Raw genomic sequence first — 14,001 nt, forward strand, 5'->3', positions numbered from 1 at the left:
TGTATCGTTAAAAGAGGGTTGGATTAAAGTTCATTACCCTAACGGGTAGTTAAATGAACCGCCCTGTGCGGACCCGCATGCAGGGTGGTGTGGGGAGGGCTGGCTAGATACCAGCCCTTACCCGATTAAGCATTTTTTACCTTGTTTAGAACAATAGTGCCAACACCAATTATTTTACTACCTTCTCGGATGCCGAATTGCTGACCTATAGGAAAGCGACCTTTTGAGCATTTTAGTAAGTTTGGAGATAGCACAATTTTACATGCTGCACATTGACCGGGATGAACTTGACCACTTTCAAAAATGTAGTGAGCATCCCAATCGGTAGAATCAACGTCATTAATATGCCAAAAGAATTGCCCGCAATATCCGTCAAAGACAGCAGATGACCTACCACCAAATTCTGTTTCTATTAAATAGACGTTCGCTTCTAAGTGAAAATCTTTAAATGTAGTGAAATCTTCCATAGTGCTTAACGCCCCGCACAGGGGCAGACAAAAAAGCGCAGCGTTTTGGCTGTCCCAGCGACCAACGGGAGCGATTGCTGCGGCTTGTTATGCGATTTCTCTATGCTGAGCATTCTTGCAACCCAAAGATGAACAGGATAAACCAAAAATTTGCTATTAGCAGTGAAATTACAACAGCATCTCTAGCAAATTTCGGGATATTTCTATAGCAATATAAATACGCTATTACGGCAAATTCTGAGACCAACCAAATTATAGATAGGTAAAAGAAAGAAACGTGACATTGCAGCTCTGGGATTGTGAATAAGATGTAACCAAACGCAGCTACTCCACCACCACACATAATAAATAATGCCGCCGTACTAACTGCGTTTCTCCAACCTGTAACGGATGTTGATAACAGTCTGCCCTTTATTTCAGTCATTCTATCCATTTGGTGATTTCGCATAACGCCCCGCACAAGGGCAGACAAATAAGCGCAGCGTTTTGGCTGTCCCAGCGACCAACGGGAGCGATTGATGCGGCTTGTTAAGTGTTGGGCACGGCAGGTTATTCATAATAATTGATACCTAATATAAATTCTGGTGCCTGATTGCGAACGAAGTCAGCTTCTACTGCTAGCAGATGAACTTCATTATTGATGACTATACGATCAAACAGAGATTTAGCTGCTGTCTTTCTAAACTCGAGGGACATATCAAGGCCATCATCTATCCTGGTGAAAATATCAATTGCCTTAGCTTCATCACTAGCCACTTCATCAATATTGAAAACGACTATGGCACATCGATTATCTTCCCTGCCCATATTTAAATTTACACTTAACGCTTAGTAAACGGCACCTGCCGAATTATCTCAAATGATACTGCACATGCCGTGTTATTTTATATTTAAGGTAATAATACGGCATGTGCAGTATATTACCCTATATCGCATCAGCTACACAGGGCGCTAACATCATGATTTTATTAATATTTTTATAGGACATCAAAATCAATTTAAAATGAACAACAACCGACCAAAATTTAATCACGCGAATAAAAAACAACCTCTTGCAGCCTAACCCACCATACTCCCAATAATACTTTTCTCTGTAACTGCATGAAAAACATGACGTTTTTCATTGAGACTCCTAAAAGGGACTGAATAACACTGCACTTGCTGTTTTTCTCCTCTCTGCGATAACGATCGAAATAGTATCACCTCTTATAAGCCATTCTACCCCCCCTCCTGATGCTCAGGTGTATTTCAAAAGCAGCATCGAACCACCGCCCCGCCCTGAGTACACCAAATGCTTTATTCTCCCGCCCAAAAACCAGTCTAACTTGAAATAATCCAATATTATATTGTGTTAAATACACACTATTGATGAATTAATTTTGTTAAAATATACTACATATTTACATAGTATGTAATACAGTATGAAATAGTAACGAAGTATAAAAAGCACTCAAAAGTCGAAAGAAAACTAATAACCAACCTATATAGGCAGCAAAATGGCTCGTGGCGGCATTAACAAAGCGGTTGTACTTAAGGCTCGGCAGGCTCTGTTAGCCAGAGGGGAAAACCCATCTATTGATGCGGTGCGAGTGGAACTTGGTAATACGGGCTCTAAGTCCACCATTCATCGCTATTTGAAAGAGATTGAGGCAGCGGAAACCACACGAATGGACGATGAGTCTTTACTCAGTGAACCCATTCGTACTTTGATTACACAACTGGTGTCACAGTTGAAGAAAGAGGCGGATACTATCGTCTCTTCAGCACAAGAGGTTGCTGATAATAAAGTAGCAACCATGGAAGCAGCTTTGCTCGAGCAGGCAGCCCATTCGGAGCGCTTAAGTCAGGAGCGGGACGAACACGCAACGATGATCAACGCCCTCACCTCTCAATTGGATGCCACACAGTTGCGTCTGAACGCCTCCGAAGAAAAACGACAAGCGTTAACGCAGTCTTTGGCCGTCTCCACTGAAGAACAGGCTCGGCTGCAGGCCGTTATTGAGGAAAAGCAAAGTCATATTGAATCATTAGAAGAGAAGCATGTTCATGCTCGTGAAGCATTACAACATTACCGGGAAGCCGTAAAAGCACAACGGGAGCAGGACGCGCGTCAACAAGAGCAACAATTACACACGCTGCACCGTGAACGACGACAACTAGCCGAAACCTTATCAGTAAAGCAATCCGAAATGACACAACTCAATCAGGAGAATGCACGCCTTGTAACTGAGTTATCAGCGGCTCAGCAACAACTTCAAACGCTAACCGTTCAAGCCAAGACTCTGGCATCTCTACAAATCGAACACGCCACCCTGGCCCAATCCTCAGAGCACCTTCAGGTCGAAAGAGACCGACTTGTTTCACAGCTGAAAATCGCACTCACAGAGCAAGAGAATGTTAAATCGGCACATGAAACACTCTCTCTAAGCCACGCTCGGCTTGAATCGGAAATGGCGGTTAAAACGGAATGGCTGGAAAACATCATGGCAGAGCTTACCCAACTCAAAGCGATGAAATCTGGCACCGAAAATAACACGATCGACAAACTGTGACCTCGTCCAATACACGCTATCATTGAATAAGACATTTTCCGTCCCCAATTGAACTGAAACAATGAGTTACTTGTCCAAGCAGTGGTTATGACAAAAATGTCTCAAACGGCGTACTGTGTTGAAAAATAAAGCATTTTTCTGCGGTATTCACTGCGATAAGATACATTTTTGAGGACGATACTCGAATTTCTGTGTCATATTGTCCGAAGGTGTTGCTACAGCGACCCAGTAGAATGACGGAGTAAATCACAGAAAACGGTTTACTCTATAAAAGACGCATATTAAGCGCCATTTACACAACTTTAGTGACAACCGATTGATAGCAACTGGAGCGAATGCACCAGTGAAATTGAGCAAAAATAGGATATTCCATGTATGAAAGCGTTTAAAACCTTGGCGCTTGCGGTTGCGCCACTGGCTTTAGCCTCCCAGTTTACCCTCGCTGCAAGCGAGCCCCTGAAGATGTCAACGTCACAGTCTAAGACGCTGATTGAAATTATCGACACTCTTTCTAAAAATCACTATCGACTTCAGGGTGTGGATGATTCGCTCTCTGCAAAATACCTGGATAATCTCTTAGAGCGCCTAGATCCGAATAAGGTGTTCTTTTTCCAATCGGATATCGACCACTTTGAAACCTATCGTCACGAGTTTGATGATCGCTTTAAACGTGGCAACCTAGACCCGGCCTACACCATCTACAACCGTTTTCGTCAGCGCCTTCAAGACCAGCTAGGCAAGAATATTTCCTTGCTGCAAGACGAAAACATCGTTTTTGATTTCACCAAAAATGAAGATTTGGCATTGGATCGAGATGAAGTTGAGGTCTGGCCAAAGAGCAAAAAAGAGTACGATGAACTGTGGCGCAAACGCTTGAAATCAGCGGTATTAAGCTTGGTGCTGTCAGGCAAAACACAACCAGAGGCAAAGAAAACCCTAGAGCGCCGCTACTCCAATCAGCTCAAGCGTGTGGAACAGCAAGATCAGGAAGACGTTTTCGAAACGTTGGTCAATGCGTTGGCTGAGTTGTACGACCCACATACCAGTTACCTCTCTCCTCGCACCGAAGAAAATTTCAACATCAATATGTCTCTCTCATTAGAAGGCATTGGAGCGGTGTTACAAAGTGAAGACGAATTTACCAAAGTTGTTCGCTTGGTGCCTGCCGGGCCTGCGGATAAACAAGGTGAACTGAAAGCCGCAGACCGCATTACCGGCGTCGGACAAGGCACAGATGGCGAGATTGAAGATGTCATTGGCTGGCGCTTAGACGAAGTGGTTGACCTGATTCGCGGAAAAAAAGGCACCTATGTGCGCCTGCAAGTGATTCCATCGGAAAGCAAAACCGAAGAAGGCACCAAAGTGGTCACCATCAAGCGTGACAAGGTCAAATTGGAAGAGCAAGCGGCGAAAAAGGCCGTTTTTGATGTGGACGATGGCAGTGGCGAAGTGTACAAGCTGGGGGTAATCGATGTTCCTGCCTTTTACTTAGACTTTGAAGCCTACCGCAAACGCGACCCCAATTACAAAAGTACAACGCGCGACGTTTACCGCTTATTAAATGAGCTAATGGCCGAAAATGTCGACGGTGTCATTTTGGATCTTCGCAGTAACGGCGGCGGCTCATTACAAGAAGCGACTCAATTAACCGATCTATTTATTGATGCAGGCCCCGTGGTACAAATTCGCGAGACCAATCAATCCATATCTCGCCAAAGCCGTTCTCGCTCTAAGGCACATTATCGTGGGCCATTAGTGGTGTTGATGAATCGCCTCAGTGCCAGTGCATCGGAAATTTTTGCTGGAGCCATTCAAGACTATGATCGAGGTCTGATCATCGGTACTCAATCTTTCGGTAAAGGCACCGTGCAATCTTTAACGCCGGTACACGAAGGGCAACTGAAAATCACCGAATCGAAATTCTATCGGGTTTCTGGTGACAGTACCCAACATCGCGGCGTTGTGCCAGACATCACCATGCCTCCAATGGTAGACCCAGAAGAAGTGGGTGAAAGTACTTACGACCATGCTCTTGACTGGGACCGCATTCACCCCGTCCGTCACGATAAATACATTGATTTTAGTGCGATTGTGCCGCAACTGAAATCATTGCACGACAAACGCGTCTCCACCGACCCGGATTTATTGTTCCTGAAGGATCAATTCTCTTTCGCTCAAGAAAATCGTAATCAAGATCGATTATCGCTGAACCGTAAGCAACGAGAAATGGAAAAAGAGGATCGCGAAAAGGTATTATTGGCGATCGAAAACAAGCGCCGACAAGCGAAAGGGTTGGAAGCGTTTGAATCCTTCGATGAAGCCACCGAAGAGGATGAAGACAATAATTCCGCCGTTGGCACCAATAAAATCGAACCCTCCAAAGACCCGCTGCTGATGGAAGCCGGTTATATTATGGCAGACTACATTCGCCTACAGTTGAAAAACCAAACAGCGAAAGCCGGTGGTATTTAATGAAGGCCTATCAGCCACCATTGACGGTTAATGGCGGCTGAGCATTATTATTCGTAACCGTTTGATATTACATCCCGCGTTATCGCGGGATTTTTTTACCTAAAAAGAACAACACAGAAAAGGGTTAAAAGTGAAAATTGTTTCCTTTAACGTCAACAGCCTTCGTGCACGTTTGCATCAATTAGAAGCTGTTATACGCAAACATTCGCCAGATTTTATCGGGTTACAAGAGACCAAAGTCCGCGATGAAGAATTCCCATTAGCGGAAATTGAAGCGTTGGGTTACCACCCTATTTATCACGGCCAAAAAACCCATTACGGTGTTGCCTTACTCTCTAAAGAAACACCCACTCATTCACAAAAAGGCTTTGAGGGCGAAGCCGAAGACGCTCAACGTCGCTTTGTATTAGGTGAGTTTGATCGCCCCTATGGAAAACTGGTGGTGGCCAATGGTTATTTCCCACAAGGAGAAAACCGCGATCACCCTACCAAATACCCAAATAAAAAAGCGTTTTACGAAGATTTACAAGCATTGTTAGAGCAGCGCTATTCCCCCAATGACCACATTATTGTAATGGGAGATATGAATATTTCTCCTGAAGATATTGATATTGGTATTGGTGAAGACAATCGCAAGCGTTGGCTGCGAACCGGAAAATGCAGCTTTTTGCCAGAAGAGCGAGAATGGTTACAGCGCTTAAAAGATTGGGGGTTAAGTGACACATACCGTTTGCACTATTCCGGCATGGAACAATTCAGCTGGTTCGATTATCGCTCAAAAGGATTCGATAGAGAGCCCAAACGCGGTTTACGAATTGACTTAATTATGGCAACCGAAATACTGGCAAAACAGTGCCTAGATGCGGGCATTGATTATGATATTCGCTCACTGGAAAAATCTTCCGACCACTGCCCAGTTTGGGCGACTTTTGCAGAATAAAACCGGCCTACTCTAAATCCCATGATACGACAGATCAGCATATGTACGACGAAAGTACACGTTCCAAACACGTCGTATCAACCAATCATTTTGAATATAATAACCTCATACTGTCATTTTAGGTGTATACGCTTAATTACTATATTTTAGTAAGATACAAGAAAAGACATCGCATATGAGGCAATATTATTTAAAACCTTCATCACGTTTCTCACAGAGGTTTCTTTTTTTAAATCCACTCTCTTTTCTTTCACGCAAAGCCGTTACCGGTATTTTCTTTTTCGTTTACGTTGCAAGCCAATGTGCTTTCTCTTCAGCTTTTGCTCAAGCATTAAAAATGAGCAACCCAACTTCTGACGATACCTTTCGAATTTTTTCGAATGAAGAGCCTCCACTGGCGTACTGGGATGAACACCAAAATCTAGTGGGTTACTCGGTTGAAGTAGTCAGGGCAATTCAAAAAGAAATGGGTGATCAAAGTGACATTATTATTCACCACCCTTGGATACGAGCCTACCGAACCGCCTTGAAAGAGCCCAATGTGGTCATATTCTCTGCTGCAAGAACTCCAGAACGCGAAAATAAATTTCATTGGATCACCCTCCTCAGTCGAAACTTACTCACGTTTTACACGCTAGAAGAAACGGATTTAGACCTTAAAACAATAGATGATTTACACCACATCAACTCTATTGCCGTTTTACGTGGCGGGGTTCGTGAAAAATTCTTAGAAGATCATGGTTTTACCAACCTTACTTCCACCAGTAATCATAGCCAAGCACTCAAAATGCTCAGCTCAAAACGAGTGGATGCACTATTACTTTACCCTTCCGGTCTAAGGATATTGAGCAAGCAAAACCACCATGAGAAAGTGCGCTTTAATGCCCGTTACAGCTTTCGTTTAGGGGATGCTTACCTGGCCATTTCCAAAAAGACACCTCTTCGTCTCGTTCAAAAGTGGCAGAAAGCGGCACAGACCATCAAAGAAAATGGCACCTTCGAGGTCATTGCGCAACGCTGGCAAGCAAAATTATTAAACGACTATTCCATCGATAGCCATATCCAAGACGGTGGTCTTAACCTTTGGAATGAGAAAAACACCGCCCCGGTAATTCAATAATGCAATGAGCATGACATAAAAGTGATCAGCTATGTTGAGTAGTCCTTATTTGAAGGGCTTTAATATTCTGCTTCATCATGTGTATTTTCAGTATGGTGTCTGCGCTTAACTGCACGTTCTCGTCGGTGCTCTCGATGCACTTTGCGCAAGGCTTGCATTTTTTCCATTTGCTCCAATGTGAGCACAGAGGCTAACTGAATATCGGTATCCTTACGCACAGCTTTTAGCTCAGTTCTTACATTATCCCGAGTAGGACGGTGGTTTTCCAAAATCGATTCAACCCGTGCATGGCTACCCTCCAGAATCGCCCTTACCTGCTCCTGTTGTTGCGTATCCAATGCTAATTTCTCTGTTAAATATTGTGTATGTCGTTCAGGGTTCAACCTGTGTTTGGCTTCAGGGTTACGGTCGTCAGCGAAGGCACTAACAGCGCCTAAAACTAACGTCAAAACCAGACCCCAATTGCATATTACTAATCTCATAATCCAACTCCTCTCTATCTATCGGATACCCCATAGAATAACTCTGCACTGCGCAAGAAATGTGCATAAATGAGGGAAGTTTTCGTATGGAAGGGTGCGTCATCTCAATCGGTCTTTTAAGCAGAGAATAAATTGTTATTTCTAAAAAGTGTCGCGTTTTATTTCAGATAAGAATGACAAGAAAGTCGTGTAATCTGATGATTCTTTAAGCAATGGTGCTGTAATAGTATGTAATGGCAGTGCGTAAAATTTTTATGTTTTATTTCTATACTGATAATTCAGGGTGCCACTCACTGATGATGGGTGTTATGTTTTTATTCGCTTCAATTATAATAATTTTCGTGAAAAGGAGCTCTTATGTCTAAAATAAAACTCGGTATCGGCCTCTATTCTTGCCCTACTTCTGATCACAACCGTGTCGTGAGCTATATCAAAGGCGATGACGACGTTGACAAGCTTATTGTTACATTAGACCAACAGTTAAAAGCCTTAACGGATCATATTAAGGCCGCAAAGATACCTGGATTTGGAGTGCAAGGTATCTTTGTGGCACCCGAGTACATGTTTTCTGCTGGTGACGGTAAGACCAATAATCGCGGCGTTGACGATTATATGAAGGATAAAATCGTCGAAAAACTTAAAAAGCTGTCATTGAAATACAGCAATATCGTATTTATCCCTGGGTCTATCTGTTGGCAAACCTCTGCGCTAGGACAAGGTGTTGCCAATATTTCCATGGGGGGAACATTATCCGTTGATCAAGCCAAAAAAGCGATTCCTGCTGTCAAGGCAAAACAAAACTGGCAAAACCCTGTTGCCAACAAAGTGGGGTTTGCAAAAGACTTGGGATCCTCAAAAGCCTCTGCGTTAGACAGCAAAAAAGCCACCGGAGATAATGTTAAGGCCAAATTTCAGAAAAATACGGTTTTTATTTTTCACCAAGGGAAACTTCTCGGAGAGCACAGCAAATCCAGTGATTACGATGAGAGTAACAAAGACAATGTGTATCACGTTGCAGACCCTTATCCTGGGTTGCATCAAGTTAAAACTCACAAGGGCTATGTCAATATCGGTATTGAAGTGTGCTTAGACCACGACTGCGACACTTTATACAATTGGGTGAATGACCCAAGCGGTGGAAACCAGAAACCTCATTTGCATGTTATTGCTTCTGCAGCCGTTCAGCCTAAAAGGTTTGCCTGTAAAGCCAATGGCTATTTTTTGCATGCCTCTAGCCACCCTAGTTTTACGATGCTGTACGACCCAGCACAGGGAAAAGTGGTAAAGAGCTTAAATAAGCCAGACCTGCTGTTAGATACCGTCGAGATGGATGTGTAGATTACGGTTTGGCCTGATTAAAATAAATAGAACCATAAGTCTAGCCCTGACGCACAAGACCGAAGGTTAAATTTTCTTTGGTATTATTAGGGGCCCAGGTATTAAACCACCGGTCCCAACAGGCCAGTGCGACCCCTAAGTTCTTATCTCTGTGCTCAGGGGCATTACTGTGGTGAATTTGATGTTGCGCAGGGCTAATCAGCCACCGCTCTAATTTTCCAAAGCTCAGTCTGATGTGGCTGTGTCGAAGGTTTGCCCCAAAGACATTGAATAGAAACCCGAGGATATCGACCCCCAATATTTGCCAACTTTGAATATTGTCTTTAAAGAGATAGACAAATACACCACTGACCACACCAAAGACGAAAAACCCTCGCAGGGTATACAAGGACATTTCAATGGGATGCACACGGTGTACTGTTAGTGGTGTAAGTACTGTTGCGGAATGATGTACTTTATGAAAACGCCATAACCACGGTAATTTGTGCATGGCGTAATGCACACCAAAACGGCTGAAATCCTCCAGAATAAAAAAGACGCACGCATACAACAGCCCAACCCAAACAGCAGGCACAGCCAGTGTAGGGGCATCACCAAAAGTGGTTTGCAACAGGGAACCAAAAAAAATGGTGGCGGCTAAGTGACTACCGATAAGGGGCGTGATTAATAATAAACGTACGGTATTATTGATAAAGACGTAGAAAACATCGGTAGCAGTAGAGATATTGAGCCAATACCGTCGATTCAATAATGATTTTAACTGTTGAATGAGATCGAATTTTTTTGACTGAATCGTTACTGATAACGATGCCATTACCAAAGCACTGATTAAAAACAGCCAAAATAAACGTTTACTGGGCTCAATAAAATAAGAAAACGGCGTGAGCAGAAGATCCATAATTATGTCCAATGGGCTTCTCCTTTTTGTTTTACTAAATCGTCACGCCTTTTCACAATGATCTAATAACGTAGATTACGGTAAACGCGATGAAATACCGTTAAAAACGGTATTTCACTCGGGCACGGGTAGTGCGAGGTCGATTCGGACGAGCCCCAAACGGACGCCACGACACAATGGCCTCTTCGTTGGTGAGATTATCCACGGCTAATTGCAACATCCATTGCGCATTGACATTCCAGGTGGCCGACACATCGGCTGTGGTGTAAGCATCGGTATGCAACACGTCATCAATATTAAGACTGCCCGCTTGATCCCGCATTTCACTTTGATAATTTAACGCCAGATAAGCCTCCCATTGCGTCGTGCGCGCACCAAATTGAATTCTACCTACGTGCTCTGGTAAATAAGGTAATTCATCGCCCTCACGCACATCGCCCCACTGTGAAAACGAAGAGGTGAAACTCGATTGAAAAGCAGATTCCGTATAGGTGTAATTCACGTTGATGGGGAATTCGATGGTATCACTGAGTGGCAGTAAAATTTCACCGTATACCTCAACCCCCGCTACTTCGACACTACCGCCGTTAAACTCTTCACCAATATTGCAATCGGTGTCACTGGCCCGGCAGCGGCCTAACAAATTGGTGTAATCGCTGAAAAAACCAATCACTTCCGCGTTAATCAAAGCGGTTTGGTAACGTAAGCCGTATTCAAAATTCGTTGCTTCTTCTGCGTCTGTCTCTTCACCGGAGGTGGCACCAGCCGGTGAAAAGCCTTTATTCACCCCAGCGAGAAAACCTAAGCTTTCAGAAAATTGCCAATGCACCCCAACACCGGGAACCACAATAGACTGCGATTTTTCCGATTCCGTTTCATTCAGAAAGTCAGTGGCACTGGCATCGATGTCTTCAAAACGCACACCGGCATTAAAGGTCCAATCGCCCCAAGCAACGGTGTCGTGGAAAAAGACGGCGATAGCATCGGTTTCGGCTTCGTTTTCCGTTTTATTGCCCCACGCAATGCCATCATTTTGCATGGTGCCATCGACCATTAAATACCCACGAGTCGAGTGCTGCCTTTCGATATAATCATGATGGAAGCGAATTCCCGCCTCTAATTGATGTGACCAATCCCCAAGGGATACGTCATAATCGGCTTTAAATTGAAGCCCGTATGAACCGTATTCACGATCATTATTGGTGACATCCAACGTTTCGGCAGGTATGGCTCGTGAGTTAATTTCACCCCGCAAAATACCCAGCTCACGTGAAAATACATTATCGCTGCGCGACAAAATATCTCGAACAGGCACCCCAGCCTGAGATGCCTCTACGTAAGGCGCACCAATAAAGCCATCCAATTTATTCCAAGAGCGCTCAAAGGTATTCCAATACATTTTTGTATTTAACGATAATTGATCACCGGCCTGAAGAAAATGATCAAAATGTATTTGGCTGTGCTCAGAGGTGAATTTATCTAACTGGCTGGCCGCATAACGACGATTAGGGTCATCGTCAAAGTCATCGGGCGTTAACCCTAAATAAGTTTCGTCAGCGTCTTCTTCTGCGTACCCTAACTTTAACGTCATACGCTGTTGGTAACCGAATAAGTCATCAAACGACCACTGTAATTTGGAGTTGATATCGGTGCGCTCAAAACCCGTATCACCCCCGCCGTCCAATTCCTTAAAGCCATCACTGCCAAAATGCAATGCGTCTACCCAATAACCGAAATTGTCATGAGTATTGCCGTAAAATACTTGGTATTTTTCAAAACCGTATTCGCCAAGAGCGGCGTCTACATATCCTTCAGAGGCACTGGGTACAGGTTGTGTGGCAAGATTAATCGCACCGCCCACATTATTTGGCCCCTGCTTTATGGAAGCTGGCCCCTTGACCACTTCCACGGCACTCATACGAGAAATATTCGGCACATAATACGCAGAAGGCGCTGAATACGGCGCAGGCTTAATTAATACACCGTCTTCCATCAGCGTAATTTTTTGGCTGCGATCGCTCGACACACCGCGTAACCCAATATTCGGCCGTAAGCCATAACCGTCTTCCTGCCGGACATACACGCCGGGTAATGTGCTTAATACTTGGGTTAAATCGGCGGAATCAAACTGCTCTAATGCGGCTTCATCCAATAAATGCGCCGAACCCGATAACGTATTAATGTTCTCTTTACCGCCGGTAACTAAAATTTCTTCAAATAAAGTATCGGTGCTGTCTTTTTCTGCATCGGATGCGTGGGCTCCCGATGCAGATAAACCAATCAATAACGCCAGTGTTGTTTTTGAAGTCTTCATTGTTTTTTCTGAATCCTAGTCGTTGAAACCGAGTCTTTGAGTCCTAGTCGTTATCCGATTGAGCACGATCGGGTAAATCCACGTTGACGGCGGCAACGAACCCCACTTTTAAATCGTCGGTAATACGTTTCACTAAGCCCGATAGGTTACAGGCAGAAAAATCACTGGGTGTGTCTGGATTGGAAAACGCATTGGCACACGCCGCTTCACTGACACTGTCATTGATGTTTTCACTTTGATCAATTAATGATTCAACCGTGTTATCGATGACATTCATCGACAATCGAATGTTGTCAAAAAACCGAACATTTAAACTGTCGACTCCCGCTTGAGCAATAATGTCATCAAACCCTAAACCGTCTGCGCCGGTTAACATGGTCTGAAAACCTTCCAAATTATTTCGGATATTAACCAATGAATTTTCTACGTAAGGTGATTCTACGAATTCAGGGCAACTGGTTCCCCGGCAATCGGCATTAATACCCGTGGGCAATCCTAATTTAGTATCTTTCACATCGACGTCTACATAAAACATCGCGTCCGATAAACTTTCTAAACTGGCCGCCGCATTATTAGGGTTGATAAATGTACTGCGGTAGTTACCCCCATTACTGTCCCACTGAGCAATAACGGTGGTGGCAGCATCGGCAATATCGTTGGCAACATGAAGGGCATACTCACACCGAAGTTGTCTTCGTTCGTTAATAGAGCGGTCATTCCAATCGGTCGTTTCGGTAATTTGGCTTGGGCAAGTATGCACTAAGGTTTCGTTGAACAATAAATATTCAAGAGCGCCAATACCCCGCTGATTGGTTGTTTTAATGGCGATATCAAAATCGGCTTGAGTATTCGCTTGAACCACGGATTGATCAATACCGCAAAGGCTTAATGAGCCCGTACCGTATGAGGTGAAACGATTGCGTAATGCACCGTTATTGTCGGCAACCGGGCCAATGGCGTGAGCTTCAGAACGCTGAATAGACGCTTGCAATGCTTGCCACGCTACAGTGACTTCACTTAATGCTGCCCCAGCGGTGGCTGAGCCAATGGTGTCGCAATAGGTCGCAATGGCGCCGTCTGGCTCAGCCAATGACTTTGCTTGTGCTTCAATCGCTTGATAATTGGGAAGAAAAATATTATCGGTGTAGTTTGCAAACATACCAGCGAAATCAAAGGTTTCGTCCGATACTTCGGTGGAATCTGAGCTTGAACTGGAACCGCTATCCGCTCCACAACCGGCAAGCAAGGCACCACACAATGAAACCCCAAGAAAAAACGCTTGTTTTTTATTCATCTTTATTTTCCTTTGAATACAAAGAAAGGCGCTAACGCGCCTTTCTTAATAACTCAACCTTAATACCTCAACTACTTCTAACACTGTCAATAGTGTTGCTGCTCTTGTGCTATCTCGCAACTGT

General features: G+C 44.1%; 11 protein-coding genes. 5 read left to right on the forward strand and 6 right to left on the reverse strand.

Features of this window, described 5'->3' with window-relative positions:
• Nucleotides 1-125 precede the first annotated feature (125 nt).
• Nucleotides 126-467 (reverse strand): EF-Tu C-terminal domain-related protein, encoded by a 342-nt coding sequence (locus tag LU351_RS10555; protein ID WP_232594040.1) that lies wholly within the window; start codon nt 465-467, stop codon nt 126-128.
• Between the two features lie 549 nt (nt 468-1,016).
• On the reverse strand, nt 1,017-1,274 hold the full coding sequence (locus LU351_RS10560; protein ID WP_232594041.1) for a hypothetical protein: 258 nt from the start codon (nt 1,272-1,274) through the stop codon (nt 1,017-1,019).
• Between the two features lie 689 nt (nt 1,275-1,963).
• Here LU351_RS10560 and LU351_RS10565 point away from each other — a divergent pair.
• From LU351_RS10565 to LU351_RS10580, 4 genes are all read left to right on the forward strand, one after another.
• Nucleotides 1,964-3,019, forward strand: coding sequence for a DNA-binding protein (locus LU351_RS10565; protein ID WP_232594042.1), 1,056 nt, complete (start codon nt 1,964-1,966; stop codon nt 3,017-3,019).
• A 375-nt stretch (nt 3,020-3,394) separates the two neighbouring features.
• Nucleotides 3,395-5,491 carry a carboxy terminal-processing peptidase gene (locus LU351_RS10570; protein WP_232594043.1) on the forward strand — a complete coding sequence of 699 codons (2,097 nt, stop codon included), beginning with the start codon at nt 3,395-3,397 and terminating at the stop codon, nt 5,489-5,491.
• Nucleotides 5,492-5,621: 130 nt separating this feature from the next.
• A complete protein-coding gene (gene xthA, locus LU351_RS10575) occupies nt 5,622-6,431 on the forward strand; it encodes an exodeoxyribonuclease III (RefSeq protein WP_232594044.1) in 810 nt (269 codons plus the stop codon).
• Between the two features lie 337 nt (nt 6,432-6,768).
• Nucleotides 6,769-7,551, forward strand: coding sequence for a substrate-binding periplasmic protein (locus LU351_RS10580; RefSeq protein ID WP_232594045.1), 783 nt, complete (start codon nt 6,769-6,771; stop codon nt 7,549-7,551).
• Nucleotides 7,552-7,610: 59 nt separating this feature from the next.
• Here the strand turns inward: LU351_RS10580 and LU351_RS10585 are convergent, their stop codons facing one another.
• Nucleotides 7,611-8,033 carry a Spy/CpxP family protein refolding chaperone gene (locus LU351_RS10585; RefSeq protein ID WP_232594046.1) on the reverse strand — a complete coding sequence of 141 codons (423 nt, stop codon included), beginning with the start codon at nt 8,031-8,033 and terminating at the stop codon, nt 7,611-7,613.
• A 357-nt stretch (nt 8,034-8,390) separates the two neighbouring features.
• On the opposite strand from LU351_RS10585, the gene LU351_RS10590 reads away from it, so the two are divergent.
• A complete protein-coding gene (locus LU351_RS10590; protein ID WP_232594047.1) occupies nt 8,391-9,371 on the forward strand; it encodes a hypothetical protein in 981 nt (326 codons plus the stop codon).
• A 40-nt stretch (nt 9,372-9,411) separates the two neighbouring features.
• Here the strand turns inward: LU351_RS10590 and LU351_RS10595 are convergent, their stop codons facing one another.
• From LU351_RS10595 to LU351_RS10605, 3 genes are all read right to left on the reverse strand, one after another.
• Nucleotides 9,412-10,281, reverse strand: a complete 870-nt coding sequence (locus LU351_RS10595; protein ID WP_232594048.1) for a sterol desaturase family protein — start codon at nt 10,279-10,281, stop codon at nt 9,412-9,414.
• An 88-nt stretch (nt 10,282-10,369) separates the two neighbouring features.
• The gene (locus LU351_RS10600; RefSeq protein WP_232594049.1) at nt 10,370-12,583 is read right to left on the reverse strand and encodes a TonB-dependent receptor family protein; all 2,214 of its coding nucleotides are present in this window, start codon (nt 12,581-12,583) and stop codon (nt 10,370-10,372) included.
• Nucleotides 12,584-12,626: 43 nt separating this feature from the next.
• Nucleotides 12,627-13,877, reverse strand: a complete 1,251-nt coding sequence (locus tag LU351_RS10605) for an imelysin family protein (RefSeq protein WP_232594050.1) — start codon at nt 13,875-13,877, stop codon at nt 12,627-12,629.
• Nucleotides 13,878-14,001 lie beyond the last annotated feature (124 nt).

Source organism: Marinibactrum halimedae (assembly GCF_021234875.1).
GTDB lineage: Bacteria > Pseudomonadota > Gammaproteobacteria > Pseudomonadales > Cellvibrionaceae > Marinibactrum > Marinibactrum halimedae.